This window comes from Roseibium sp. (assembly GCF_965229775.1).
Taxonomy (GTDB): Bacteria; Pseudomonadota; Alphaproteobacteria; order Rhizobiales; family Stappiaceae; genus Roseibium.
In genome coordinates this window covers 2,527,610-2,551,788 of the sequence record NZ_OZ245929.1, presented here as the reverse complement: position 1 = coordinate 2,551,788, position 24,179 = coordinate 2,527,610, and the positions used below count along the sequence as shown (strand labels likewise).

Here is a 24,179-nt window from a genome sequence, read left to right as displayed (position 1 = left end):
TCAGACGGGACATGGACACATCCCCCCTTTCCCGTCAACTCTAGGGTACGGACTCATAAATGAAGTCAATTTGGTTTGGATCGTTTTGACCGGCTGCAAGGAGCGAAAGCGCAGGAAATGTGGTTCATTTTCAAGCCTTTCGCGACGATGCAGATGGCCGAAACGGCCAAATCCGAAGGACGGCAAAATGGCTTTACCTCGCAGTGTCACCGCGCTTGACCGGGCAAAGGCCCGCTCTGCGCACGCTTCCTCGCGAGATTTTGCCATTTCTGCCGCCAAATCGGCTTCATTTATGGGTCCGTACCCTAGTCGGATTGCACGCGCAACACCTTGCCTCACATTCCCGTTAATGCGGTGTGAGCCCTCAGCTTTTCCGGTCCCAGCCCTTGATCTCACCCAGTTCGTTCCAGGCCCGTTCGATCCATTTGGCTTCGACACTGTGACCGCCATCGTGAAGGCAGAGTTCGAACAGCCCGCCTTCGGGCGCCCAGCGCTCGCATTGCAGATTGCCGTCGGTCAGTTTTTCGGAACTTGCCTCGGAAAGGCCGTTCTGCCGCCGCCAGACGTCGAAACTTTCAAAAACGTCGCCCTGCTTCCACTGTCCGCCGCCGAGCCAGCGCCCGGCCAGCGGAACAACGGTGTCGCTGGTGCCGTGTACATGAAACAGGTAGGGATTGTCGGTCGGGCAGTTCTCGGGGAGCGGTTCCCAGAAGGCCCCGGCGATCGGTGCATATCCGGAAAACCGGCCGGCATTCTCGCAGGCCAGATACCAGGTCATGAAACCGCCGGACGAAAATCCGGACAGCATCGTTCTGTCCCGTTCGACATCGAACCGGTCTTCAAGGTCGCTCAGGACACTGTCGAAAAAGACCGACTCGTCGCGCAGGTTTCTCGGCGCGGTCGGAAACGACCACGTACCGTTGACGCCCTGCACGGCGACGAAGGCAACGCCGAGCTTGTCCGCCATGCGCTGGAAGCCCTGATTGCGGATGGCGTTGACCGCCTTGCCGCGATGTCCGTGGAGGTAGAGGATCGCTCCGATTGGCTCGTCCGCGACGCTTGCCTGAGGCAGGTGGATGTAATATTCGCCGCCGTCCAGCGCGCACGGGGTTTCTCCGCCGCAGCCTGCCGTGTCGTCAGCATGGGCTGGAGCGGCCAGAAAGGTTGAAGCCAGCAAGATGGCGCAGGCGGCGGAGGACAACGTGTCTGAATTCAAGATCAGCTCCTGTAGCGCTCTTCCCGCTCCAAAACACGAGCGGCCGATCCGAAGAGAAGGGCGTCAGGGCCTGTTTGTCCAGCACCGCATCATCACAAATCGGCGAGACGGACCGCCGTTCAGTCCCATGCGCCCTCGGTCGGGATATTGAGCATACGTCCGCAATGCTTGCAGTGGATCGCATCGGTGTCGTGACGGTTCAGGCCGCAATCGGGACAACTGACCCGCGCCTTTGACGGCCGGAAGATGGTCTGCACCAGACGCAGAAACAGCGCGACGCCGAATATCATGATGAGCACCGTCATCAGCCGGCCGATGCTGTCGGTCATCGTAATGTCGCCAAATCCGGTGGTCGTCAGGGTCGTCACTGTGAAATAAAGCGCATCGAGATAATTATTGATGTTCGGATTGCGGTCATCCTCGATGACGAAGACGATCGCCGTCACGACGAAAATGAAGACGACAAGGTTGACGGCTGACTGGAGAATGTCCTCGTTTCTGCGGAACCAGCTCGAGGCTTCGCGCAGTTCCTTCAGCAAATGATAGGAGCGCAACAGCCGCAGCATCCTGACGACCCGCAGAAACGCGAAGTTCTCAAGGAAAACCGGGGCCAGCAGCGACGCGATCACCACGATGTCGGTGAGCGATCCAAAACTGAACAGGTACCGGGCAGGCGCCGCCGAGGCAATCAGGCGCGCGATGTAATCCAGTGACAGGACGCCTGCAAGAATGAAGTCGAGCGTGTGAAAGTGGCGTTCCGGATCCATGACGGACGAGACGATGAAATATCCGATCGTGATGACATCGAACGCCAGAAGCGTGAACCTGAAGACCCGCGCCCGCGTCGAGTGACCGAAATAGAGCTGACGGAGACCCGTCTGCAGCGCGGATTTTTCTGCAGCCATCCAATAAGCCTTGTCATTGTCCGGCCCCGAGGCAGGTTCGTCGGGCAGGATCAGGAACCCTCAAAATACATCGTTCAGGCATTCGTGTAATTCCTGCACGATGTTACTGCAAACGAACTGTTTATTCTGCGGCTTTCTCACACTAAGTTTGCGCCAAGTTCAACGCGGGCCGCACGGGTCCGCACAGTTCAGGTACGTTTTATGTTTGATTTGTCTGGAAAAGTTGCCCTGGTGACGGGCGCAAGCCGCGGTATCGGCGAAGCCGCTGCACGCAGTCTCGCGAAATACGGCGCGAAGGTCGTGCTCGCGGCACGCTCCGCCGGTGACATTGACCGGATCGCGGCCGAGATCAACGCCGGCGGAGGCGCGGCAGCCGCCGTCACGTGCGATGTCGCAGACTATGCCGATGTCGAAAAGGCCGTCCGGTTCTGCACCGATACGTTCGGAACGCTCGATATCCTGGTGAACAATGCCGGGGTCATCGAGCCCATCAGCAGGATCGAAGCGTCCGATCCCGAAGCCTGGGCAAACGTCATCGATGTGAATGTCAAAGGCGTCTACCACGGGATCCGCGCAGCCGTTCCGCAGATGCTGGAAAACGGGTCGGGGACGATCATCAACATCAGTTCGGGGGCGGCCTCCGGAGCGCTGGAGGGCTGGAGCCACTACTGCTCCTCCAAGGCCGCGGCCCTGTCGCTGACGCGATGCGGCGAAAAGGAATTCGGCGACAAGGGCATCCGTGTCATCGGCCTCAGCCCCGGAACGGTCGCGACCCAGATGCAGGTCGACATCAAGGCCTCCGGCATCAACCCGGTCAGTCAGCTGGATCCGTCCGTGCATATTCCGGCCGAATGGGTCGGCGAGGCCATCTGCTGGCTGAGTACCGATGCGGGCGATCCCTATCGCGGCATCGACTGCTCGCTCCGGGACGAGGACGTGCGCAAGGCCGTCGGCCTCATCTGATCCGCCGTGGCGGGAAATCCTCTTCACAGAAGCAGGGAACCGCAAAAACAAAAGAGGGCCGCGGTGCGGCCCTCCCATGAGATCGACGTAGACCCTAGGTCCGGATCAGATCCCGGTGAAACTTTGCAATACCAGAGGCTGCTCCAGCACCGATCCATTCCACCCAGACTTCCGGGCCACGTTCCGATACTCACTAGACATGGGCACACCTCCTTTCAATAGTTGACGACGCCTTGAGTGTGACCTTGCAAGTGAGTCACGACAAGCCCAAATTTTCCTCGTCCCCAATCGACAAAGCACAATGAAAGCCGCGTGTTACCGGGATGCAACAGCCTTGGCGGCAATGGTCTGAAACACACTGTCCAGTTCGGCTGCCAGTTCGGCAAGCGCATCGCCGCCCTCTTCCATGTAGGGTGCGAACACGAAACTCGGCGTTTTCCAGGACAGGGTCGCGGTGCCGCCGGTGTCCTCGGTGACATAAAACCGGATCGGTGCCTCGATGCCGGCGGCGACCGATGCCTCCAGCATCCTGATCGCGTAATCGTTGCGATAGACCCCCATGACGCGGTTGCCCGGGATCGTCAGCCCGCGCCCCTTGGCGCCGGCGGACGCGCTCGCCTGTGTCACCAGCAGCATCTTTTCCGCCTTGATGGCGGCCTTAAGATCATCGACGAGCGCCTGGTAGGGCTTGTCCGTCGCGATGACCTGCCAGCCTTCGCGTTCCGCGACACTGTCTGCCATTGCGGGAGAAAGGGAGAAGAAAACCAGCAAAAAGAAGCTGAGCAGGGTGCGCATATGCCCGTCCTTCAGAAAAAAATGTCGTTGGTCGAGAGCCTAGCGTGCACGCGTTCACGCACGCTTCACAATCGGGTGTGATCTACCCCATCCCGAGTTTCAAGCGCAGACGCGTGCCCAGCAGGCTTCCGAGAAAGCCGAACAGCAGCCAAAGCCAGCCGTGCAGCGATCCGGACACCAGGCCACCGAGATAGGCGCCGATGTTGCAGCCATAGGCAAGCCGTGCCCCGTAGCCCATCAGCAGACCACCCGCGATCGCCGTCAGCAGATCCCGGCGGCTGAGCTGCCAGACCGGCGCGAACCTGCCGGCAAGGGCCGCCGCCGCCATCGCTCCCAGGATGACGCCGAAATCCATCACCGACGTAGTGTCCCTCAGAACGGAGTTTTCCAAGGCACTGCGCTGCCACGTCCAGTATGGCCAGGTGTCGACCGGAATGCCGACAGCATGAAAGATCTTGCCGCCCCATAGCGCAAAGGCGGACGTGATGCCCCAGGGCCGGCCAACCACGACAAAGGTCGCGATGCCGACGATGGCCAGCATGATGGCCCCCGTCATGGGCGACCACGGCCCTGTCAGGAACGACTCCGTCTTGCGGGAGGTGGCCAGTTCACCGTGCGCACCACGTTCAATGCGTACAGTCGCGAAGGCCAGCGCGCCCAAGACGGCAGCCGTGATCAGGAACGCCCCGTGAGGTCCGAATTCGCGGATAAGCGATGTTGCCGGCAGTTTCGGCAACTGTCCCCAGAGGTGAAGATGGGCCGTTGCCAGCACCGAGCCCAGGATGAAGGCGGCAAGCGTGATCATCATGCGCGTCGATCCGCCGCCGGCCGTGAACAGCGTTCCGGAGCCGCAGCCACCGCCAAGCTGCATCCCGACACCGAACATGAAGGCACCAATGGCCGCGGCAACGCCGAACGGGAAGACGAAGCCTCCAGTCGGCCATCCCAGCTGGGCGCCCCAGGCGATCAGGGGAAAGGAGACGGCGCTTGTGAGCAGGATCAGCACGAACTGCGCACGCAGACCCGCACCGCGCCGTTCCGTCACGATCCGCCGCCAGGCGGCGGTGAACCCGAAACTGGCGTGATAGAGGGAAAGTCCGGCAACACCGCCGATCAGGACTGCGACAGCCTGACGCAGACCGGCCTCGGCATAGGCACCGAGCGAAATCAGCGCGAGCAGGCCGGCCGCAACGGCGACGACGGTGCCCTGTGACTTCCCAATCGTGACAGCCATAGAATTACTACCCTTTTCCTGCTGCCGATCCTTGCAGCCCGTCCCAAGCAGAGTGCCGAAAAATTGGGCTTTACCCTTGCATCACCCGCCATATCTTCACAATCCAAAGCTCAATGTCTGCACTACACATTGCCAACACCTTTTTGTGTTTTGCAGTTCATGAGAAGGCTGCGGATTTTTAGCGGTGAGAATTCATTCGGCTGCCTGCTGCCGTTCGCGTTGTCCTTGAGACCGCACGGTAGCCGCCAGCATGGGAAACGAGAAGGCCACACATGCGTCTCAGCGATCAATTTGGATATGATCTCACTCTCGCGGACAAGGACGCCGTAGCGGCCTGGAACGCGACCGTGCTGGCCTTTCTGGCGCATGGAAAGACCACACCGGTCCATCTCGAAACCTGTCTCGGCCTGAGCCCGGATTTCGCACTCGGCCACGCTGCGCGGGGAATGTTCTGCCTTCTGCTCGGACGCAAGGAGCTTAATGCGACCGCCGGCGAGTGTCTGAAGATTGCAAAAACATCCGCCCGGAACACGCCGATTACCGATCGCGAGGCAGCCTTTGTCCAGGCGCTCGATGTCTGGCTCGACGGTTTCCCCTCCAGATCGGTGGACATTCTGGATGCCATGCTGGTTCGTGTGCCCGAAGATGCCTTCATGATGAAGCTTATCCACGCGATTCGCTTCGTCCTCGGCGACGCCGTCGGCATGCGCCAGTCCATCGACCGCGTCTTTTCCGCCTATGACGAAAAGCATCCCGCCTATGGCTATCTGCTGGGGTGCCGGGCGTTCTCGCTGGAGGAAACCGGAGACTACCGGCTTGCCGAGGCGTCCGGGCGCAGGGGTTTGGAGTTTGCCCGGGACGACGCCTGGGGCCTGCATGCGGTCGCGCATGTGCATGACATGACCGGCCGGTCCGAAGAAGGTGTCGGCTGGCTGGAGAACCATCCAGACGGATGGGCCCACTGCAACAATTTCGGCTACCATGTGTGGTGGCACCTCGCGCTGATGTATCTCGACCAGGGACAGGCCGACAAGGCGCTCGCGCTCTACGATGCCGATATCCGCAAGGACAAGACGGACGATTACCGCGACATTTCCAACGCGGCCTCGCTTCTCGTCCGGCTCGAGCTGGAAGGCGTCGATGTCGGGTCCCGCTGGGAGGAGATCGCGCAGCTGTCCGACAAGCGCGCCGAAGACGGGTGTAACGTCTTCGCCGATCTTCACTACCTGCTGGCGCTTTTGAACGGCGGCCGGCGCATGGGCGCGGACCGGCTTCTGACCGGCCTGAAGGAACGCTCGAAGACCGAAACCGATCTCGGACGCATCTCGGCGGAAGCCGGTCTGCCGACAGGGCTCGGACTGGAGCAGTACCGGAAGGGTAACTACGCCTCCGCCTTTTCGCTGCTGACCTCTGCCCGCGACAATCTTTACACGATCGGCGGGTCCCATGCGCAGCGCGACGTCTTTGAGCGCATCACGATCGACGCTGCCCTGCGCGCGGGCTTTTCGAGCGAGGCCGAAACCATTATCAAGAGCCGCAGCGACAAGCGCGGTGCACTCGATCGCTTTGCCGAGCAACGGCTCGAGATCTGCGGCAAGATGCAGAAGGCCGAGCAGGTCATGGAAGACGAGAACCTCAGGGCCGCCAATTCCTACTGAAGGACCTGGCGCCCGAGCGACTGCAATTTTCTGGATTTGACGTGAACGCACATACACAAACGAAACGTCCTCGCGACCCGCGGCTCGATTTTTTTCGCGGGATAGGGATGTTCATCATCTTCATTGCCCATGTGCCGTGGAACTGGTGGACCTTGTGGATCCCTGCGCGTTTCGGTTTTTCCGACGCGACGGAGATTTTCGTTTTCTGCTCCGGCATGGCGTCCGCCCTCGCGTTCGGCAAGACGTTCGACGTCTATGGATGGGGCATCGGCGCCGCGCGTGTCGTGCAGCGCATGTGGCAGGTCTACTGGGCCTTTATCGGCCAGTTCCTGGTGATCGCGGTCGGGCTGGTGATGGTGCACGAAAGCGGCTTCCTGAACGATTGCTGCGGACTGACCCAGGACTACGTCAATTCGCTGAACCTCTGGCATCTCTACAACAAGACGGAGATTGCCCTGCCCGGCCTCATGACGATGACCTGGGTGCCCAACTATTTCGACATCCTGCCGATGTATGTGGTGATCCTGGCCCTGATGCCGGCCATCATGCTGATTGCACGCTATTCCGTGCCCGGAGCCTTCGCATTCTCATTCGGTCTGTGGCTCGCCTCACAGTTCGGCCTGCTCGACCTGCCGGCGGAGCCCTGGTCGGAGCGCAAGTGGTTCTTCAACCCGTTTGCCTGGCAAATGCTGTTCTTCACCGGGTTCGCCTTCATGCGCGGCTGGATTCCGGCGCCGCCGGTGAACCGGAACCTGATCCTTGCGGCCCTCGCGATCATCCTGATCACGGTTCCCTTCGCCTATTTCCGCATCCACAGCGAGAACCACCTGGACGTCGTCTGGGCACGCGAGGTGCGCGAGGCAATCAGGCCGCTCTGGGTCAAGACCGAATTCGGTATCCTGCGCTACATTCACTTCCTGGCGCTGGCCTATGTTGCCTGGGTGGCCGCCGGCGAACACGGCAAGTATCTACTCGGCCACGGTGCCCTTTGGGGCGGATTCGTGCGCGTGGTCCAGAAAGTGGGCCAGCAGTCCCTGGCCGTCTTCATGGCCAGCCTTGTCATCGCCCAGACGGTCGCCATCCTTCGCGACATGGCCTGGGCACGCGGCGAGTGGACAGCGCAGATCTACACCAATTTCGGCGGCTTCCTGGCGCTGATCGCGGTTGCCTACGTGGTTGCCTGGTTCAAGAGCACGCCCTGGCGCAAACCGCCTGCGGTGTCGGGCACTTCGTCCGGAAAGGCGCAGGGATCCTCCCCGCAGGCGAACGGATCGGCGAGTGCCGAGGAAACAGCCCAGAAGGCGAAAGACCCGGCGCTCGTCTAGGGTCGGGTGTCACCCCCAAGACCTGAGTGAGCAGGCGTGTCTGCGTCCGCCGGATGCCGGCAAGCAAATCCCGAACCCGTGCTCAAAGGTCTTCCTGCCGTTTGATGCGAACCGGCCAGACCACCTTGCCGAAAAAGAAACTGCCCTGACCGTTTGGCGATCAGGGCAGCGCGTCTCCGTTCCTGCTGAATGTCCGGTTTTCTTACCTCAGCCGCCGAAGTCGTCGAGCATGATGTCTTCGCGGTCGACACCCAGCTCAAGCAGCATGTTGATGACCGAAGAGTTCATGATGGGCGGTCCGCACATGTAGAACTCGCAGTCCTCGGGTGCCGGGTGGTTCTTCAGGTACTCGTCGTAGAGCACGTTGTGAATGAACCCGGTGTAGCCGGACCAGTCGTCCTCCGGCAGCGCATCGGACAGTGCCACGTGCCATTCGAAATTCTCGTTTTCGGCAGCGAGCTGATCGAAGTCCTCGACGAAGAACATTTCGCGCTTTGAGCGCGCACCATACCAGAAGCTGATCTTGCGCTTCGACTTCAGACGCTTGAGCTGATCGAAGATGTGGCTGCGCATCGGCGCCATGCCGGCACCGCCGCCGATGAACACCATTTCCTTTTCGGTTTCGCGTGCGAAGAACTCGCCGAAGGGACCGGAAATGGTAACCTTGTCGCCCGGTTTCAAGTTGAAGATGTAGCTCGACATCTTGCCCGGAGGAATGCCGGACGACCCGGGAGGCGGAGACGCCACGCGGACATTCAGCATGATCATCCCCTTTTCCTCGGGGTAGTTTGCCATGGAATAGGCGCGTTCCAGCGGTTCGGAAACGACGGATTCATATTGCCAGAGATTGAAGCGGTCCCAATCTTCGCGATATTCCTCCTCGACATCGAAGTCGGTGTATTTGAGTGCGTGCTGCGGTGCCTCGATCTGGATATAGCCGCCGGCACGGAAGTTGACGTCTTCGCCTTCCGGCAGCTCCAGAACCAGCGCCTTGATGAAGGTCGCGACGTTCTCGTTGGAGCGGACGGTGCATTCCCATTTCTTGACGCCGAAGACTTCCTCGGGAACCTCGATCTCCATGTCCTGCTTGACGGCAACCTGGCATGACAGGCGATCGCCACAGGCCGCCTCGCGCTTGGTGATATGGCTTTCCTCCGTCGGGAGGATCGAGCCGCCGCCGGAAAAGATCTTGACCCGGCACTGGGCGCAGGTTCCGCCACCGCCGCAGGCGGACGGCACAAACAGTTTCTGTTCGGCGAGGGTCTGCAGCAGCTTTCCGCCGGCCGGGACGGAGATCGTCTTCTCGCCGTTGATGCTGATATTGACATTGCCGGTCGACACGAGCTTGGAACGCGCGCCGAGAATGATCGTGACGAGCGCCAGCACGATCAGGGTAAAGAGCAGAATGCCGAGTCCGAATGTGGCCACAAGGCTCTCCCGTTACAGTTTAACGCCGCTGAAGGACATGAAGGCGAGAGCCATCAGTCCGGCAGTGATAAAGGTGATGCCCAGACCCTGAAGGCCTTCAGGAATGTCGGAGTATTTCAGTTTTTCCCGGACGCCGGCCATGGCCGTGATTGCCAGGGCCCAGCCGAAACCGGAGGAAAGCCCGTAAGTGACCGACTCGGTGAAATCGTAGTCGCGTTCCACCATGAACAGCGATCCGCCGAGAATGGCGCAGTTCACCGTGATCAGGGGCAGGAACACGCCGAGCGCGTTGTAGAGCGGCGGGAAGTACTTATCGAGAACCATCTCGAGGATCTGCACCAGCGCCGCGATCACGCCGATATAGGAGATCAGTCCAAGGAAGGTCAGGTCGACATCGCTGAACCCGGCCCAGGCGAGCGCACCGGGTGCAAGCAGATAGTTGAGGATGATGTTGTTGGCCGGAACCGTGATCGCCTGGACGATCATGACCGAAATGCCGAGACCGATCGCAGTCGAGATCTTCTTCGACACGGCGATGAAGGTGCACATGCCCAGAAAGAAGGACAGCGCGAGGTTCTCGACGAAGATCGCCTTGACGGCTAGGGAGACCAGATGTTCCATCAGTGCGCGTCCACCACCTGGATCTTGTATTCGGGTTCCTCGACCTGTTCAGGCTTCCAGGTCCGGAACGCCCAGATCAGCAGCCCGATGATGAAGAAGGCTGACGGCGGCAGCAGCAGCATGCCGTTGGGTACGTACCAGCCGCCGTTGTTCACGGTCTGCAGGATGTTGAAGCCGAAAAGGCTGCCCGCCCCGAAGAGTTCACGGATGAAACCGACCAGCATCAGGATCAGACCGTATCCCAGACCGTTGCCGACACCGTCGATGAAGGAGGCAACCGGCGGGTTCTTCATGGCGAAGGCTTCTGCCCTGCCCATGACGATGCAGTTGGTGATGATCAGGCCGACAAAGACCGACAGGGTCTTCGAAATTTCGTAGGCATAGGCTTTCAGGACCTGATCCACGATGATCACGAGAGACGCGATGATCACCATCTGCACGATGATCCGGATCGAACCCGGGATGTGGTTGCGCAACATCGAGATGAACATCGATGCGAAGCCCGTCACAAGGGTCACGGCGATCGCCATCACCAGCGAGACCTGCAGCGAGGAGGTCACGGCCAAGGCAGAACAGATCCCGAGAACCTGCAGCGTGATGGGATTGTTGTCGACCAGTGGATCGATCAGCATCTGTCTTCTGGTCTGCGCCATCAGATCTCTCCTGCTTGCAGTTTGGCCAGGAAGGGCGCATAGCCCGCCTCGCCCATCCAGAAACGCACGAGGTTATCAACGCCGACCGAGGTTAGCGTTGCGCCTGCCAGCGCGTCCACATGATATTCTTCCCCCTGCGGCGGGGCGGTCTTGGCAACGGTTATCAGCAGATTGCCGCCATCGTCGGCGAGTTTCTTGCCGTTCCAAAGGGCCTTCCAGCGCGGATTGTCGACTTCCGCACCCAGCCCCGGCGTTTCCGCGTGCTGGTAGAACTGCAATCCGTAGATGTCGTTGCCGTTCGCCTCGAGCGAAATGAACCCGTAAAGCGTCGACCAGAGGCCATAGCCGTGCAACGGCAGGATCACCTTGTCCAGGCTGCCGTCGTCCTTGCGCAGGAGATAGACCGTGACGAATTTGGACTGGCGGCCGATCGATGCCGGATCGTTCTCCAGGGCGATGGACGTTTCCGGATCGCTGGCAGCGGCAAGGTCGTCGAAGGTCGCCGGGTCGAATGCATCCGTGAACTCGCCGGTCGCCAGTTCAAGGACATGCGGTTCGAAGACCTTGAATGCTTCTGCAACATCGGTGCCGGGTTCATAGCGGCCGGCGACCTGCAGAATGTTGATCTGCTTGTCCTTCAGCGCATTCACGGCCTGGAGCGGGCGCAGGGAAACGGCGGCCGCCGACACGATCATGGACGCGACCAGGCACAGCGACACGGCCACGAACACCGTCTTGGGAACGGAGTCGGCCGGCATGTCGAGAAACCGCCGCACGAAGCCCTTGTTCTGGCTGTTTTCGTTCTGTCCGGTGTCTTCAGGCATTTCGCTTCGCCCTGCGCTTGATGTTGGCCTGCACGACAAAATAGTCGATCAGCGGTGCGAACACGTTGCCGAACAGGATCGCCAGCATCATGCCCTCCGGGAAGGCCGGGTTGATCACCCGGATCATGACGACCATGAAACCGATCAAGGCGCCGTATATGTACCGCCCCATGTTGGTGTGGGACGCGGACACCGGTTCGGTGACCATGAACGCGAGGCCGAAGGCATATCCGCCGACAACCAGATGCCAGTACCAGGGCATGGCGAACATCGGGTTCGTATCCGAGCCTATCAGGTTGAGCAGCGTGGAAAATGCGATCATGCCCGCAAGACAGCCGACGACGAGGCGCCAGTTGGCGATCTTGGTCACAAGCAGGAAGGCGAGGCCGATCAGGCAGGCAAGGGTCGAAGTTTCGCCGATGCTGCCCTGCATGATGCCGAGGAAGGAATCCATCCAGGTCATGCCATGGGCTGCGAGCTGGGCGTAGCCGTCCGATGCGGAGACGGACAGCGCCGTCGCGCCGGAAAAGCCGTCAACCGGCGTCCAGATGGTGTCGCCCGACATCTGCGCCGGATAGGCGAAATAGAGGAACGCACGGCCGGTGAGTGCCGGGTTGAGGAAGTTTTTGCCGGTTCCACCGAAGACTTCCTTGCCGATGACGACGCCGAACACGATGCCGAGGGCAACCTGCCAGAGCGGTGCAGTCGGCGGCAGGATCAGCGCATAAAGCATCGAGGTCACGAGAAAACCTTCGTTGACCTCATGGCCGCGCACGGTCGCAAAAACCACTTCGCAGATGCCGCCCGCGACCAGCGTGGTGATGTAGATGGGCAGGAAGTAGAGCAGGCCGTGCACGAAATTCGCAAATGGATTGGCCGGATTGAACCCGATCCCCAGCGCTTCGATGATCCAGGCACGCCATCCGGACGCGCCATACGTCGCGATCGCGTGGTTTGCCTGGAAGCCGATGTTGTAGAGCCCCACCAGAATGCACGGGATCGTCGCGATGACCACGTAGGTCATGATGCGCTTCATGTCGATGTAGGATCGCGCGTGCGGTGCTGCGGTGGTGACGGTCCGCGGTGTATAAAGGAAGCTCTCCACCATCTCGTAGACAGGGAAAAGTTTCTCGTATTTTCCGCCCTTTACGAAAAGCGGCTCAATGCGGTCAAAGAAGCTGCGCAGACCCAAAACCTAGCCCTCTTTTTCGATCTTCGACAGGCAATCACGGAGCGCAATGCCATATTCATATTTCGCAGGGCAGGCAAAGCCTACCAGTCCGAGATCTTCCTCGTCCAGTTCCAGTGCGCCAAGCGCCTGCGCCTGGTCGGTGTCCATGACCAGGAGCGCGCGCAGAAGCTGGGTCGGCAGGTAATCCTGCGGCATCAGTTCCTCAAAGGTCCCGAGCGGAACCATCGCCCGGCGGCCGCCGTTCAGGTTCGACGTCAGCGCGTAGAGTTTCTTTGAAAACGCGGAGCCCAGCACGGGCTGAAATGCGTATTTGGACGGCATCGGCAAGATCCAGCCCATCGGGATCTGCTTGCGATCCTCCTCGATCACGGTCATTTGCCGCGCATAGCGTCCAAGGTAAGCGCTCGGTCCCTCGCCCAGACGTCCGCTCAGCACCGATCCGGAAATGAGCCGCACGGGTTCATCGCCGGTGATCTCGCCGTCTGCCAATTCTTCCATCGATGCACCGGCGATCGTCCGCACCAGCCGCGGCTTGGCGCAGCGCGGGCCGGACAGGGCAATTACGCGGTTCGGATCGAAATGTCCCGTCTCGAGCAGCTTCCCAATCGCGATGACGTCCTGGTAGCCGATGCTCCAGATCGTCTTTTCCGCGCTCGGAGCATCCAGGAAATGGATGTGCGTTCCGGCGAGCCCCGCCGGATGTGGTCCGGAAAACCCGGCGACTTCGACACCGGACATGGTCAAACCGGGGATCTCGGCCCCCGTTTCGCAGCAAAGATAGGTCTTTCCGTCGCTCAGGGATCTGATTGCCTCGAGCCCCTTTTCGAACGCGGCCCCGTTTTCGCCGATGATAGTGGCCGGGTCGGCGGCAAGCGGTTCGGTGTCGGTCGCAGTCACGAACAACGCCGCCGGCCGAGTTGCCGGATCCGGAACCTTCGAATAAGGACGGGTGCGGAAAGAGGTCCAGAGGCCGGAGGCACAGAGCCGTTCCACGAGACCGGAGGCTTCGCCCAGATCGCCGACACCTGAGAAATCAACCGGTTCGGCCGCACCGTCGTCGATGTCGATCACCACGCTGATCAAGACACGCCGCGCGCCGCGATTGATCGCTCTGACGCGGCCGGCCACGGGCGACACGATCATCACCTCGGGCGTGTCCTTATGGAAGAAGAGGGGCGTGCCGACGCCGACGGTGTCGCCTTCACCAACAAGCAGACGCGGCTTCAGGCCGATATAGTCTGCCGCCAGAACCGCAGCGGAGTTTGTCTTGAGCTCGTCGCTGATCTCTTGAACGGGCGCGCCCGTTATCGGCAGATCCAGACCTTTTTTGAGCTTGAAGCTTTGCACGCACCCGGCCTCCAGAAAATTCTAGCCCCGCATATGCTATGTTTTTGCCTCGGTCAAAAGCACTAATTTGCCTGTGGACAAAATTTTTTGGTTGAATTGGCCGGCAAAACCAATGAAAAGCGCGAGTGGACATGCGACACATGTCGCTCATGATCTACCGGAGACTGGTACCGTGCCCACTGATATCTTATTTTCCCGGCGCAGCTTCATCCTGATGTCGCTGTCCTTGGCCGCCTGCAAGGGCGGAGCGGATATTCTGGAACTTTCCGGTTCCACGATGGGAACAGGATATTCGGTAACGGCTGTCGATCATGACCGGCAGGTTGACAAGGCCGCGCTGCAAAAGGCGATCGGAAAAAGCCTCGCAAGCGTCAATGAGCAGCTGTCCAACTGGGACCCGGCTTCGGAGGTTTCCCGTTTCAACGCGTTGAATTCGACCGACCCGATGCAGGTGTCGGAAGGCCTTGCCAAGGTGGTTCTGGCGTCCAAGGACGTCAATCACGCCAGCGACGGGCAATTCGACATCACGCTTGGTCCGGTGATCGAAGCCTGGGGCTTCGGCGCCAGCAAGCCGGGCATCCACGCCGCACCCGACACGCTTGTTCTTGCAGCCGCCAAGGGCTCGGCAGGCCAGACGGATGGCCTGGAGGTCCAGGGCACGAGCCTGCGCAAGACACGTCCGGACACGCAGATCTACGTGCCCTCGGTCGGCAAGGGCTACGGCGTTGACCAGATCGCAGAAGTGGTCAGATCTTTCGGTCTTACGGATTTCATGGTCGAGATCGGCGGCGACATTTACGTCTCCGGGCGCAATGCGGACGGCATGGAGTGGCAGATCGGCATTGAATCGCCGAATGCGCTGTCGCGCCAGACCTTCCAGGTTGCCAGTGTGTCCAATCTCGGCATGGCCACGTCCGGCGACTACCGGAACTATTTCGAGCAGGACGGCAAACGCTATTCGCATATCATCGATGCCCATACCGGCCGGCCGATCACGCACAGGACGGCGTCCGTGACCGTTCTGGCGGAAAACACGATGATGGCGGATGCCTGGTCGACCGCTCTTCTTGCCGCAGGTACGGACCGCGGGCTTGAGATTGCCAACCAGCGCGATCTGGCGGTAATGTTCATCGATCGGAAAGCAGACGCGCCGAACAGCGGCTTCGTGACGGCGACAAGCAATCGCTTCAAGGCGCTGCAGGCCTGATAAAACAACCGGATTGAGATCCTGATGACCTTCGTTCTGGCATTTGCGCTTCTGCTTGTCGTCGTTGTCGGCATGGCGATCGGCGTGATCTTTTCCGGACGGACCATCAAGGGAAGCTGCGGTGGCCTGAACGCGATTGCGGATGCGGATCACTGCCTGGTCTGCAAAAAGGAAATCGATCCGGACAGCCCGTTGCGCGACCGTCTTGCGTCCTGCCCGCGGGCGCGGAAAATGAACGCACAAATGGAAGGCTGAGACCCGGCCTCCCGGATCAGCTGTTCGCCGCGACCGGTATGAACGCCACGACGGCCAGGCAAACGCCCGCCAGAACCCCGAAAAGCCAGAGTTTCCATCTCGGTCCCTCGTTGACCCAGACACGCCGGTACTGAAAGCCGGCGAAACAGGCCAGAACGAACAGGCTTGTGGCAACAAACGGGGAGAGTATCAAATCTTGCAATTTGAAGAGTTCCTTAAACAGGCATGTTTCGGCTAAGCTGATTGTCAAGTCCGCAGAGGGACAGACAGAAGGGAGCCAAAATCATGCCAAGCTCTTATCAGGCCCCGAGCCGTAAAGACAAGATGCAAGCAACCACCCACAGCCAGTCCTCGCAAACCAACACGACGAACGAGGCGGCTTCCGTGCGCAAGATTCTTGCCTCGAAGGGTCAGGAAGTTTTCGCCCTCCGCCCCCAGAACACGCTTCTGGAAGCCGCTGAAATGCTGCGGGACAAGAGGATCGGTGCGCTGATCGTCAAGGATGCCGCCGGTGAGCTTCAGGGTATCCTGTCGGAGAGGGACATCGTGCGCAGGCTCGCGGAGACCCCCGGGGAAACGCTCAAGCAGACGGTCGGGGATATCATGACACGCGACGTGGAGGTCTGCGGACCGGATGATCCGCTGATTTCTCTGTTGCGCAAGATGACGGAAGGACGGTTCCGCCACATGCCTGTCGTCGAAAACGGCGCTGTCGTCGGCATGGTCACCATCGGCGACGTCGTGAACTACCGCCTGACCGAACTGGAATACGAGTCGCTGCAGCTGAAACAGCTGATCGTCGGCTAAAAATGAAAACGCGGCCTCAAGAAGGCCGCGTCCAAATCCTCGGTCCCGCTGCACGCTGCGTGCCGGATCCCTCGGCGCTTGAGGGCACCAATCAACGCATCGCTCAGTGCAGCGACGCCATTTCAAGCTCCGCCTCGAAGGCATTTGCCACGGCTGCTTCGCGGCTGTCGGCAAGCAGGATCGGCGTGCCGTCCGCATTTTGCAGCGCGTAGAGCGTCACGTTGTCGTGCAAAGGCGGGACGTCCGGAAACATTTCCTTCAGGTCTCCGGCCTTGATCGGCTTGATGTAGGCTACATCGCCGGTACCAAGCTCGGTCAGTTCATCCGCAGACATGAATTCGGACAAAATGGTCTGGTCAGCCCAGTCCGGGCTATTGGGATCGTGCATCAGTCTTTCTCCGTTCTTCTTGCCGACGAGGGTCTATTCGCCGCTGGAGATTTCTATTTTTCTTATAACGCGTTCCGGTTCGGGACGCGCGAGGTCGATGGACAAAAGGCCATCTTTCAGGTCAGCGCCGAGGATCTCGATGCCTTCGGCCAAAACGAACGCCCGCTGAAACTGCCGTGCGGCAATGCCGCGATGCAGATATTCGCGCGACTTGTCGTCGACCTGCCTGCCGCGAATGACCAACTGGCTTTCTTCCACCGAAACATCAAGCTGTTCCCGGGTGAAGCCGGCGACCGCAAGCGTGATGCGTATGACGTCGCCCCTGCCCTCGACCTTGGGAAGCCGTTCGATGTTATAGGGCGGATAGCCGTCATTGGCGGCTTTTGAAACGCGATCGAGCACACGTTCGATATCGTCGAACCCGAGCATAAACGGGCTGGAAAACGCTGACATGCGTGACATCCTCAAAGTCCTTGTCGAAGCGACCTTGCACCCGGACCCAATCAGGCATCCGGGCAGGAACCAACCGGCTCCATTCGTTAGTAAATATGGAGCCTAGTTAAAATTGATTCAAGGCGAGTGGTCATTTCCGCCGATTTCGCGGGCTTGCCGGGCAGGTTTTCACAATTCGGATCGCAGAACCGGGTCTGTTTTCAACAGTTTTCCCAAGGCGGACAAGGCCTGGCGGACCGCAGGTTCATGCCGTTCGTCCTGGTGCATGACCAGCCATCTTTCCGTTTGAAGGGACGCGATCGGATCGCCCAGGCGCACAAGGTCTGAAAATGCCTCGCCGACGAACATCGGCAACAGCATGCGCCCCGCACCCTGCCGGACCAGCGGCAGGGCATGCATGGCCCGGTTCACCGTGACCGTGACCTCCTCGCCGTGATGGTCACGTATCCAGCTGCCGGTCGGGAAATGGGCCTCATCCTCGACAACGCCGACCCAGCCGATCCCGGACGCGTCCCCGACCGACGCCGCCTGGTAGACAGCATATCGGACGGTTCCGATCTTCCTGCCGGCAAGCCATTCCTGTTTCGGCCGCCGGCTCCTGACGCCAATGTCGATCTGCCGCCGGGCGACATCGCGGCTGCGCGGATCGGCCAGAAACTCGGGAACCCAGGGATCGTCCTGCGACCAGAAAGCGCCGATATTGTCCATGAGCAGCCGCGCGGTCCAGTCGCCCGCGGAGATGCGTACGCGCCTCCTGGTGTTGCCGCTTTCCCGCCACGCCGAAATCGCGCGGGCGGCGTCATCCATATCCTCCAGACGGACCAGCAGGTCACGGCCGGCGGAGGTCAGCTGATAGCCCCGCGCCTCGCGCTCCACCAGCCTCACGTTCAGGCTTCTTTCAAGAGACGCGACACGCCTGCCAAGTGTCGCCGCGCTCACCCCCGTCTGTTCGGCGGCACCGGCAAGACCGCCGGCCCTGGCGACCGCGAGAAAGAGCCTCAGATCTTCCCAATCCATATTTTGTTTCATTTTTGAAATCTCAATTTCAATTCAAAAACATGCAGATAGATGAATTTCATGAGAGATTATGCATCACACACTCCTTCAAAATCAAATATGAGAGGAATTTCGAATGACAATTCCAAGTACAGTCTTGCCCACCGGTACGACCGGTTGCAAAGGGTGCCACGCCTGGAACGACCCGCGCAGGAGCCTCTATCCGCATCATGCGGAACTCTGGCCGGAAGACCTTCCGGAGCATGTTTCTTTCGAAAGGCAGGCCATAACACTCAGACAGGCGAAACAGCGCGCCTGGGTGCGTGCATTTTTCCGGTTTCACTGGCTCCGTGCGTTCGCTGCCTTTGCACGGGCACCGCGCCTGCCGGGGCTCGTGCCGGAAGACCCGATGGAGCGTCGGACCGGATGCAAAACGACGGAACGCGATCGGATCGGGGACCACCGCACCAGTCGATAAGGAAGCTGCGCCCTTAAAGGCGCAGCCCGTCGCCGAAGGTCAGTCGGCCGAACCGGCCAGCAGGTGGCTGCCATGCGGGTTGTCGATGACCATTTTCCAAGACCCGTCCGGCTGCCTGCGCAACACGGCGATCGAGAGCCCCGCCGCCTCGACCGGTTTGCCTTCCGGACCGGTTCCGGTCATCTGCCAGGGCGCGATATGAACCGCAATGTCGCCCTCCACGATGACTTCGTGACCGGAATAGGAAAATTTCGGCGAGACGGTCAGGAACTGTTCGAAGGCCAGTCTCGCGCCATTCGGATCCGAGACGGGCTTGCCCGGCTCGAACATAATGGTCTGATCGGTCTCATAGGTCTGCATGACCGTGTCGAGGTCCCCTGCCTCGAACGAGCCGGTCATTTTTCCGATAAGGGCCAGAACGTCTTCCTGATCCTGTGTCATCTTGTCTGTTCCTTGTGCAATTGCCGGGACGGCAAGGGTTGAAAGTGCGATCACGGCCGCGGCCGTTGCTGCGTAACGTCGCTGGTTCATGGGGTCTCCGTTCATTGACAAGGCAAAGCGGTGCCAGTCCCGCCTGTTGCCAAGCCGGTTCGGTATTCAGTCGAGGTTTTCAGGTTCTGGCGGATCTGCGCCGGAAGCGATGCTAACGCCCCGGAGACAGAATTCTGGTGAGCTCGGTGCGGATATCCGCGGGGCAATTCCGATGCGGAACCGCCTGCTGGAGCTTGAAGGTCTTCAGGTCTTCGACCACGGTGCCGATCTCGTTCCTTGCATCGGAATAAGAGAGACGGGAACCGGCCGAATTCGGGTAGGAACCGGGCTGCACCCGGCCTGCCTCAAGCGCGGCCGGCAACCGTTTGCGGCAACTGCATTTCGTGTTCTCGCCGACCAGCCCGCAATGGCGGGAAGTGAAGGCGATCACTTCGGCACGGGCGCGCGACAGCCGCTTGCGGTAGGTCGCCGGTGCCAGCTCCAGGATCTGCGAGGCCTCGGACTGGTCCAGTTCGAAGACATCGCCGAGCACGTAGGCAAGCCGGAGATCCATCGACAAACACAGAAGCATCGCCATGGTGCAGGAGACCCGCAACTCGTTCAGAAGCAGCGCCTGATCGGGCGCATCCGGCGGGTCTGCAACAAGTCCCGTTTCCAGATCGGCGGCAAAGATTTCAAACGTCAGGCCGGGGTCGCGGTCGCGCAGTTTTTTCGCGCCGAGAATATGGCGGATGGCGATCCGGTGGGCCCAGGTGGAAAACGCGCTCTCTCCCCGGAACGTAGACAGTTTCGTCAGGATCCGGATCAGGATTTCCTGTGTCGCCTCACCGGCATCTTCCGGGTTGACCAGAACCCTGCGCGCAAGGTTGTAGATCCGGTCCTGAACGCTCAGCAGAACCGCTTCCACAGCTTGCCTGTCGCCATCCTGTGCGGCCCTGATCACTGCCGGTGATACATCTGCAATTGTCATGTCGCGATCCTGTATTGCGGTCGTTCACAGTGTTAGAGGGCAGTGCACCGGAATGTGTGACATATTTTTTTGATCAGCGCGCGGCTTGCACGAACGGACATGAAACGTCACTCTGCGCTCCCGTTCCCAGCGTGCTGTTCAGACACGAGTTTCCGATGACCCGCGACGAATTCGATGCCTTCTGCAAAAGCCTGCCCGCAACGACCCATGTGATCCAGTGGGGCAATGCCTCCGTCTGGAAGGTCGGCGGCAAGATCTTCGCGATATGCTCGCGCTGGGGCGACGGCGATCACCAGCGGATCGGGTTCAAGTGTTCCGACATGTCCTACGCGCTGCTCATCCAGCAGGAAGGCCTGATCCCCGCCCCTTATCTCGCCCGGGCGAAGTGGGTGCAGATGGAAAAGGAAGGCGCGCTTTCAGAAGAGGATCTGAAGGCCTATATCACCGCCGCCCACAAGATCATTGCAGGCAAGCTCACCAAAAAGGTCAGGAAAGAGCTCGGCCTTGGAGACTGACTTCACAGGCAAGTGGCGTTCGCTCACGCTGCTGATGGTGGCGGAGGTCGCCGGGATGGGCCTGTGGTTCATGTCCGCCGCGATCCTGCCGGATCTCACACGCGAGTATCCGATTTCCGAAATGCGGCAGGCGGCGCTTTCCAGCGCCGTTCAGATCGGGTTCGTCGTCGGTGCACTCGCCTCCGCGCTCCTCGGATTGGCCGACCGGATCGATCCGCGCCGGCTGTTTGCCTTCTGCGCGATCACGGCCGCGCTGTTCAACGCAAGTCTTCTTGTCGTGGAACCTGGGGGTACCGTCTCGATCCTGGCACGGTTTGCAACGGGCGCGCTGCTTGCCGGGGTCTATCCCGTGGGCATGAAGATCGCCGTTGGCTGGGGCCAGAAGGACCGGGGGTTTCTGGTCGGCGCGCTTGTCGGTGCCCTGACGCTCGGCTCGGCGGCGCCACACCTTCTGGCGCTTCTGGGCGGCGCCGACTGGCGCTGGAGCCTGACCGTCGCCTCGCTCGCTTCGGCAGTCGGCGGTGTGCTCTGCCTGTTCGCAGGTCTCGGACCGTTTCATGCCAGGGCTCCGCGCATGAAGATCGACGCGATCTTCACCGCCTGGACCAACGCCCGGATACGCTATGCCTATGCCGGCTATCTCGGTCACATGTGGGAGTTATATGCGATGTGGGCCTGGATCGGCGTCGCGCTCACGCTTTCCTTTTCCGCGCATATGGCAGAAGGCGAGGCCGTTTCCCTCTCCCGCCTGATCGCCTTTCTGACGATCGCCGCCGGCGGCGTCGCCAGCGTCCTTGCCGGCATTGTCGCCGACCGGGTCGGCAAGGCAAATATCGCGATCCTGGCCATGGCCGTCAGCGGCACCGCAGCGGTCGCCTCCGCCCTCACCTTCGGCGGCCCCGTCTGGCTGACGATCCTGTGCGTGCTTGTCTGGGGCGCGGCGATCCTGCCGGATTCCGCCCAGTTCTCCGCCCTCGTCGCAGACTACGCGCCGCCCGAACAGGCCGGCAGCCTGATGAGCTTCCAGACCGCCCTCGGCTTTGCGCTGACCTTCTTCACCGTCCAGCTCACACCGCTCGGCGCCGACCTGATCGGCTGGCCGGGCATGTTCGCCCTGATGGCCATCGGCCCGGCGCTCGGGATTTTAGGCATGTTCCGGCTGAAGCGGCTTTGATCATGAAGGGAAGGCTGCCCTTCAAGTTAGAAATCGTTGTGGTGGCATGCGGTTGGATTTTCTACTTCATGTTACGGGCAAATCTTGATCCATCGAAATACGGGGACCGGATGCTGGCGTGCCTAGTTATGGGGAATATTTATCTTACGATAGTATTCAGCAATAGAAAAAGCAAAAGAGAACATCTCACCTTTCGAACTGAACTGATTTCTTGCGCAGTTGGTTGGCTTGCATATTTTCTTACGATCTACCTATATCCGAACCTTGAATATACCGGGCTCTTTCTACTAATGAATATTATGATTTCGATTTATTTGATTCTGCCATTCATGATAAAGACTGTGCGCGATACTATTGAAAAAGATGATCTCTATTAGGAAGATAAACGATTTTCTTTCCCGTTTCAGGTCACACCGCTCGGGGCAGAGCTGATCGGCTGGCCGGGCACGTTCGCCCTGATGGCCATCGGCCCGGCGTTCGGGATCCTGTGCATGTTGCGGCTGAAGCGGATCGGGTGAAGATCAAGCAGCGGGTGCAGAGCCGTGTGGCCCATCCTTCGAGACAGGCCTATGGCCCTTCCTCAGGATGAGGTCTTGCGGATGTGAGGCGGAAACATTTGCGGCACAGTCTTCCGTTGTCATCCCTGCGAAGGCAGGGATCCAGTATCCCCTTGCCTGACCGTCGTCTTCACTGGCCAACCGCACGGACTACTGGTTCCCGGTCTTGCCGCCAGAGCGGCAAACCGGGACGACAAGCTGTGAGTTGGCCATCCTTCGAGACGAACCTAGCGGTCCTCCTCAGTATGAGAGAAGTGTGAGTGACACAGCCCTGCCATCGTCATCCCGGCCAAGCGCAGCGCGAGCCGGGACCGGGGAGGCAGAAGCTTCTCGGAAAACGAAAACAGTCGTCTCGGCTTTCCGGTCGCGGATCTGCGCTAACGCTTGTCCGGGACGGCGATTGGGTTCGCAGTTCAATCCCTATCCATCACCAGCTCGAACTCCGCATGGCCGAAATCCTTTCCGTTGATCCGGAGGCTGACGGCCTGGGTTCCGCCGTAGTAGACCCGCGTGGTGATCGGACGGATGGCGTGATCGCGGGACAGGGACACCGTCTCTCCCGGTTCCAATTTCACCTTCGTCCATTTGAAGACTTTCGGCGCGCGCGTTCCGTTGGCCTTCTTGAAATGAACCAGATAGTCGATCACGAGGTCCTGCGGCTTCCGGGCCGTGGAGGTCAGCCCGACCTCGAAGGTCAGCGCGTTGCCGTAAGTGACGGCCGGTGTCCTGACCAGCGGGCCGTCAACGCTGATCTCCGGCGGGTTCAGCCCGAAGGCCGTCAGCGTTCCGGCATGGCCCTGCTTGATGAGGGAACGGCAGGCGTGGCGCACCAGCTGCTGCCGGTTTTTGCCGGCACCTTTCAGCCAGCGTTTTGCGATCTCGGCGACGAGGTCCGGATGATCCTTGGCAATGTCATTGAGGTGATTGGCTACGGAACGGCGGACATAATCTTCCGGATCGTCCTTGAGCGCTTCCAGAAGCGGCAGGGTCGGTGCCGGGTCCTCGACGAGCTTCTTCAGACGCATGCCCCAGGGCAGGCGCGGGCGGGTGCCTTCGGAGACGAGCCGGCGGACATGGACGCTGTCGTCGTTCACCCAGGGCGTCATGATGGCGAGCGCCCGCTCCTGATCCCTGTCGAGAAACGGGCGCACTTCGAACTCGGCCGTCGCACGCTTGGTCATTTCCTTCAGGAGCGCAAAGGACTTGTCGAAGTCCTCCAGGCCAAAATCGGTGACGACCATGCCGAGCGGCATCATGCCCCAGCCCCTGATGCCCTTATCATCGCTTGCCCGGTCGACGCCTTCATTTTCAAGCGGGTGCAGAATCGATCTCAGAATGTGGAACTTTGCGTCCAGGGTTTCGGGGAGGATCTTGCCGGTCTCGTCGGCGATCAGCCGCGCACGCTGTTTCAGTTCGAGCTTTTCCAGTTCGGCCAGGATGGCGGCTTCGTAGGACGTACGGTCGAACCCTTGCAGATGCCGTTCGATATGCAGCCCGAGGCACTTTACGAGATCCGGCGAGATCTTGTTCTTGAATGGTTCCATCGTCGGTCCTTGTGCGTGACGGTTCGTTTGCCCAGTCTTTGCCAGAAGCTGACGTTCTGTCCCAGCCTCTTCCTGCCACTCTCCTGACAAGGACCGTCAGGATGAAACCAAAAGGCCACCCCGGTTTCCCGGAGTGGCCTTTTCGAAACGGACAGCACCCTCGTTCGCCACCCGTCCGAAGT

27 protein-coding genes are annotated in these 24,179 nt (G+C 60.3%); 9 read left to right on the top strand and 18 right to left on the bottom strand.

Features of this window, described 5'->3' with window-relative positions; translation table 11 throughout:
* Positions 1 to 364: 364 nt before the first annotated feature.
* Both ACO07N_RS11660 and ACO07N_RS11655 read right to left on the bottom strand, forming a co-directional pair.
* A complete protein-coding gene (locus ACO07N_RS11660) occupies positions 365 to 1,216 on the bottom strand; it encodes an alpha/beta hydrolase family esterase (protein WP_421981175.1) in 852 nt (283 codons plus the stop codon).
* 119 nt (positions 1,217 to 1,335) lie between these two features.
* Positions 1,336 to 2,121, bottom strand: a complete 786-nt coding sequence (locus ACO07N_RS11655) for an ion transporter (RefSeq protein WP_421981174.1) — start codon at positions 2,119 to 2,121, stop codon at positions 1,336 to 1,338.
* A 201-nt stretch (positions 2,122 to 2,322) separates the two neighbouring features.
* Here ACO07N_RS11655 and ACO07N_RS11650 point away from each other — a divergent pair, with 201 nt between their 5' ends.
* Positions 2,323 to 3,084 (top strand): SDR family oxidoreductase, encoded by a 762-nt coding sequence (locus ACO07N_RS11650; protein WP_421981173.1) that lies wholly within the window; start codon positions 2,323 to 2,325, stop codon positions 3,082 to 3,084.
* A 315-nt stretch (positions 3,085 to 3,399) separates the two neighbouring features.
* Here the strand turns inward: ACO07N_RS11650 and ACO07N_RS11645 are convergent, their stop codons facing one another.
* Positions 3,400 to 3,879: a DUF302 domain-containing protein gene (locus ACO07N_RS11645; RefSeq protein ID WP_421981172.1), complete on the bottom strand. Its 480-nt coding sequence runs from the start codon at positions 3,877 to 3,879 to the stop codon at positions 3,400 to 3,402.
* A gap of 82 nt (positions 3,880 to 3,961) precedes the next feature.
* Positions 3,962 to 5,113: a YeeE/YedE family protein gene (locus ACO07N_RS11640; protein ID WP_421981171.1), complete on the bottom strand. Its 1,152-nt coding sequence runs from the start codon at positions 5,111 to 5,113 to the stop codon at positions 3,962 to 3,964.
* Between the two features lie 272 nt (positions 5,114 to 5,385).
* On the opposite strand from ACO07N_RS11640, the gene ACO07N_RS11635 reads away from it, so the two are divergent.
* Positions 5,386 to 6,771 carry a tetratricopeptide repeat protein gene (locus ACO07N_RS11635; protein ID WP_421981170.1) on the top strand — a complete coding sequence of 462 codons (1,386 nt, stop codon included), beginning with the start codon at positions 5,386 to 5,388 and terminating at the stop codon, positions 6,769 to 6,771.
* Between the two features lie 41 nt (positions 6,772 to 6,812).
* Entirely contained in the window at positions 6,813 to 8,096 is a 1,284-nt protein-coding gene (locus ACO07N_RS11630; protein ID WP_421981169.1) for an OpgC family protein, read from the top strand.
* 207 nt (positions 8,097 to 8,303) lie between these two features.
* Here the strand turns inward: ACO07N_RS11630 and nqrF are convergent, their stop codons facing one another.
* From nqrF to ACO07N_RS11600, 6 genes are read right to left on the bottom strand one after another with little or no spacing between them, the layout of a single operon-like run.
* Entirely contained in the window at positions 8,304 to 9,524 is a 1,221-nt protein-coding gene (gene nqrF / locus ACO07N_RS11625; protein ID WP_421981168.1) for an NADH:ubiquinone reductase (Na(+)-transporting) subunit F, read from the bottom strand.
* 12 nt (positions 9,525 to 9,536) lie between these two features.
* Complete coding sequence (gene nqrE / locus ACO07N_RS11620) at positions 9,537 to 10,145, bottom strand: NADH:ubiquinone reductase (Na(+)-transporting) subunit E (RefSeq protein WP_319385527.1); 609 nt, start codon at positions 10,143 to 10,145, stop codon at positions 9,537 to 9,539.
* Positions 10,145 to 10,798, bottom strand: coding sequence for an NADH:ubiquinone reductase (Na(+)-transporting) subunit D (locus tag ACO07N_RS11615; RefSeq protein WP_421981167.1), 654 nt, complete (start codon positions 10,796 to 10,798; stop codon positions 10,145 to 10,147). The genes nqrE and ACO07N_RS11615 overlap by 1 nt, the downstream gene beginning before the upstream one ends.
* Entirely contained in the window at positions 10,798 to 11,622 is an 825-nt protein-coding gene (locus tag ACO07N_RS11610) for a Na(+)-translocating NADH-quinone reductase subunit C (protein WP_421981166.1), read from the bottom strand. Before ACO07N_RS11610 ends, ACO07N_RS11615 begins: the two co-directional genes overlap by 1 nt.
* A complete protein-coding gene (locus ACO07N_RS11605; protein ID WP_421981165.1) occupies positions 11,615 to 12,814 on the bottom strand; it encodes an NADH:ubiquinone reductase (Na(+)-transporting) subunit B in 1,200 nt (399 codons plus the stop codon). Before ACO07N_RS11605 ends, ACO07N_RS11610 begins: the two co-directional genes overlap by 8 nt.
* A 3-nt stretch (positions 12,815 to 12,817) precedes the next feature.
* Entirely contained in the window at positions 12,818 to 14,161 is a 1,344-nt protein-coding gene (locus ACO07N_RS11600) for a Na(+)-translocating NADH-quinone reductase subunit A (protein WP_421981164.1), read from the bottom strand.
* A gap of 172 nt (positions 14,162 to 14,333) precedes the next feature.
* On the opposite strand from ACO07N_RS11600, the gene ACO07N_RS11595 reads away from it, so the two are divergent.
* Positions 14,334 to 15,368, top strand: coding sequence for an FAD:protein FMN transferase (locus ACO07N_RS11595; protein WP_421981163.1), 1,035 nt, complete (start codon positions 14,334 to 14,336; stop codon positions 15,366 to 15,368).
* A gap of 24 nt (positions 15,369 to 15,392) precedes the next feature.
* The gene (gene nqrM / locus ACO07N_RS11590) at positions 15,393 to 15,623 is read left to right on the top strand and encodes a (Na+)-NQR maturation NqrM (protein WP_421981162.1); all 231 of its coding nucleotides are present in this window, start codon (positions 15,393 to 15,395) and stop codon (positions 15,621 to 15,623) included.
* A 16-nt stretch (positions 15,624 to 15,639) separates the two neighbouring features.
* Here nqrM and ACO07N_RS11585 read toward each other — a convergent pair whose 3' ends face one another.
* Positions 15,640 to 15,825: a hypothetical protein gene (locus tag ACO07N_RS11585; RefSeq protein WP_421981161.1), complete on the bottom strand. Its 186-nt coding sequence runs from the start codon at positions 15,823 to 15,825 to the stop codon at positions 15,640 to 15,642.
* Positions 15,826 to 15,908: 83 nt separating this feature from the next.
* On the opposite strand from ACO07N_RS11585, the gene ACO07N_RS11580 reads away from it, so the two are divergent.
* The gene (locus tag ACO07N_RS11580; protein ID WP_319385519.1) at positions 15,909 to 16,430 is read left to right on the top strand and encodes a CBS domain-containing protein; all 522 of its coding nucleotides are present in this window, start codon (positions 15,909 to 15,911) and stop codon (positions 16,428 to 16,430) included.
* A gap of 103 nt (positions 16,431 to 16,533) precedes the next feature.
* Here ACO07N_RS11580 and ACO07N_RS11575 read toward each other — a convergent pair whose 3' ends face one another.
* From ACO07N_RS11575 to ACO07N_RS11565, 3 genes are all read right to left on the bottom strand, one after another.
* On the bottom strand, positions 16,534 to 16,818 hold the full coding sequence (locus ACO07N_RS11575) for a DUF1150 domain-containing protein (protein ID WP_319385518.1): 285 nt from the start codon (positions 16,816 to 16,818) through the stop codon (positions 16,534 to 16,536).
* Between the two features lie 33 nt (positions 16,819 to 16,851).
* A complete protein-coding gene (locus ACO07N_RS11570; protein WP_306144507.1) occupies positions 16,852 to 17,280 on the bottom strand; it encodes an Hsp20 family protein in 429 nt (142 codons plus the stop codon).
* Positions 17,281 to 17,439: 159 nt separating this feature from the next.
* On the bottom strand, positions 17,440 to 18,300 hold the full coding sequence (locus tag ACO07N_RS11565) for a LysR family transcriptional regulator (RefSeq protein WP_421981160.1): 861 nt from the start codon (positions 18,298 to 18,300) through the stop codon (positions 17,440 to 17,442).
* Between the two features lie 103 nt (positions 18,301 to 18,403).
* On the opposite strand from ACO07N_RS11565, the gene ACO07N_RS11560 reads away from it, so the two are divergent.
* On the top strand, positions 18,404 to 18,745 hold the full coding sequence (locus tag ACO07N_RS11560) for a hypothetical protein (RefSeq protein WP_421981159.1): 342 nt from the start codon (positions 18,404 to 18,406) through the stop codon (positions 18,743 to 18,745).
* A gap of 39 nt (positions 18,746 to 18,784) precedes the next feature.
* Here the strand turns inward: ACO07N_RS11560 and ACO07N_RS11555 are convergent, their stop codons facing one another.
* The gene (locus ACO07N_RS11555; RefSeq protein ID WP_421981158.1) at positions 18,785 to 19,276 is read right to left on the bottom strand and encodes a YybH family protein; all 492 of its coding nucleotides are present in this window, start codon (positions 19,274 to 19,276) and stop codon (positions 18,785 to 18,787) included.
* A 112-nt stretch (positions 19,277 to 19,388) separates the two neighbouring features.
* Positions 19,389 to 20,207, bottom strand: a complete 819-nt coding sequence (locus ACO07N_RS11550) for an RNA polymerase sigma factor (RefSeq protein WP_421981157.1) — start codon at positions 20,205 to 20,207, stop codon at positions 19,389 to 19,391.
* A 155-nt stretch (positions 20,208 to 20,362) separates the two neighbouring features.
* On the opposite strand from ACO07N_RS11550, the gene ACO07N_RS11545 reads away from it, so the two are divergent.
* Positions 20,363 to 20,722 carry an MmcQ/YjbR family DNA-binding protein gene (locus tag ACO07N_RS11545; RefSeq protein WP_421981156.1) on the top strand — a complete coding sequence of 120 codons (360 nt, stop codon included), beginning with the start codon at positions 20,363 to 20,365 and terminating at the stop codon, positions 20,720 to 20,722.
* Positions 20,712 to 21,896 carry an MFS transporter gene (locus ACO07N_RS11540; RefSeq protein ID WP_421981155.1) on the top strand — a complete coding sequence of 395 codons (1,185 nt, stop codon included), beginning with the start codon at positions 20,712 to 20,714 and terminating at the stop codon, positions 21,894 to 21,896. The genes ACO07N_RS11545 and ACO07N_RS11540 overlap by 11 nt, the downstream gene beginning before the upstream one ends.
* A 403-nt stretch (positions 21,897 to 22,299) precedes the next feature.
* Here the strand turns inward: ACO07N_RS11540 and ACO07N_RS11535 are convergent, their stop codons facing one another.
* Both ACO07N_RS11535 and ACO07N_RS11530 read right to left on the bottom strand, forming a co-directional pair.
* A complete protein-coding gene (locus tag ACO07N_RS11535) occupies positions 22,300 to 22,449 on the bottom strand; it encodes a hypothetical protein (protein ID WP_421981154.1) in 150 nt (49 codons plus the stop codon).
* 417 nt (positions 22,450 to 22,866) lie between these two features.
* Entirely contained in the window at positions 22,867 to 23,997 is a 1,131-nt protein-coding gene (locus ACO07N_RS11530) for a DNA alkylation repair protein (RefSeq protein WP_421981153.1), read from the bottom strand.
* Positions 23,998 to 24,179: the final 182 nt, after the last annotated feature.

What these genes read in the sequence shown, in the direction of transcription:
- ACO07N_RS11655 (WP_421981174.1), bottom strand. Translation starts at nt 2,121, where the DNA reads ATGGCTGCAGAAAAATCCGCGCTGCAGACGGGTCTCCGTCAGCTCTAT.
- ACO07N_RS11650 (WP_421981173.1), top strand. Translation starts at nt 2,323, where the DNA reads ATGTTTGATTTGTCTGGAAAAGTTGCCCTGGTGACGGGCGCAAGCCGC.
- ACO07N_RS11645 (WP_421981172.1), bottom strand. Translation starts at nt 3,879, where the DNA reads ATGCGCACCCTGCTCAGCTTCTTTTTGCTGGTTTTCTTCTCCCTTTCT.
- ACO07N_RS11640 (WP_421981171.1), bottom strand. Translation starts at nt 5,113, where the DNA reads ATGGCTGTCACGATTGGGAAGTCACAGGGCACCGTCGTCGCCGTTGCG.
- ACO07N_RS11635 (WP_421981170.1), top strand. Translation starts at nt 5,386, where the DNA reads ATGCGTCTCAGCGATCAATTTGGATATGATCTCACTCTCGCGGACAAG.
- nqrE (WP_319385527.1), bottom strand. Translation starts at nt 10,145, where the DNA reads ATGGAACATCTGGTCTCCCTAGCCGTCAAGGCGATCTTCGTCGAGAAC.
- ACO07N_RS11615 (WP_421981167.1), bottom strand. Translation starts at nt 10,798, where the DNA reads ATGGCGCAGACCAGAAGACAGATGCTGATCGATCCACTGGTCGACAAC.
- ACO07N_RS11610 (WP_421981166.1), bottom strand. Translation starts at nt 11,622, where the DNA reads ATGCCTGAAGACACCGGACAGAACGAAAACAGCCAGAACAAGGGCTTC.
- nqrM (WP_421981162.1), top strand. Translation starts at nt 15,393, where the DNA reads ATGACCTTCGTTCTGGCATTTGCGCTTCTGCTTGTCGTCGTTGTCGGC.
- ACO07N_RS11580 (WP_319385519.1), top strand. Translation starts at nt 15,909, where the DNA reads ATGCCAAGCTCTTATCAGGCCCCGAGCCGTAAAGACAAGATGCAAGCA.
- ACO07N_RS11575 (WP_319385518.1), bottom strand. Translation starts at nt 16,818, where the DNA reads ATGCACGATCCCAATAGCCCGGACTGGGCTGACCAGACCATTTTGTCC.
- ACO07N_RS11570 (WP_306144507.1), bottom strand. Translation starts at nt 17,280, where the DNA reads ATGTCACGCATGTCAGCGTTTTCCAGCCCGTTTATGCTCGGGTTCGAC.
- ACO07N_RS11565 (WP_421981160.1), bottom strand. Translation starts at nt 18,300, where the DNA reads ATGAAACAAAATATGGATTGGGAAGATCTGAGGCTCTTTCTCGCGGTC.
- ACO07N_RS11560 (WP_421981159.1), top strand. Translation starts at nt 18,404, where the DNA reads ATGACAATTCCAAGTACAGTCTTGCCCACCGGTACGACCGGTTGCAAA.
- ACO07N_RS11555 (WP_421981158.1), bottom strand. Translation starts at nt 19,276, where the DNA reads ATGAACCAGCGACGTTACGCAGCAACGGCCGCGGCCGTGATCGCACTT.
- ACO07N_RS11550 (WP_421981157.1), bottom strand. Translation starts at nt 20,207, where the DNA reads ATGACAATTGCAGATGTATCACCGGCAGTGATCAGGGCCGCACAGGAT.
- ACO07N_RS11545 (WP_421981156.1), top strand. Translation starts at nt 20,363, where the DNA reads ATGACCCGCGACGAATTCGATGCCTTCTGCAAAAGCCTGCCCGCAACG.
- ACO07N_RS11535 (WP_421981154.1), bottom strand. Translation starts at nt 22,449, where the DNA reads ATGGGCCACACGGCTCTGCACCCGCTGCTTGATCTTCACCCGATCCGC.
- ACO07N_RS11530 (WP_421981153.1), bottom strand. Translation starts at nt 23,997, where the DNA reads ATGGAACCATTCAAGAACAAGATCTCGCCGGATCTCGTAAAGTGCCTC.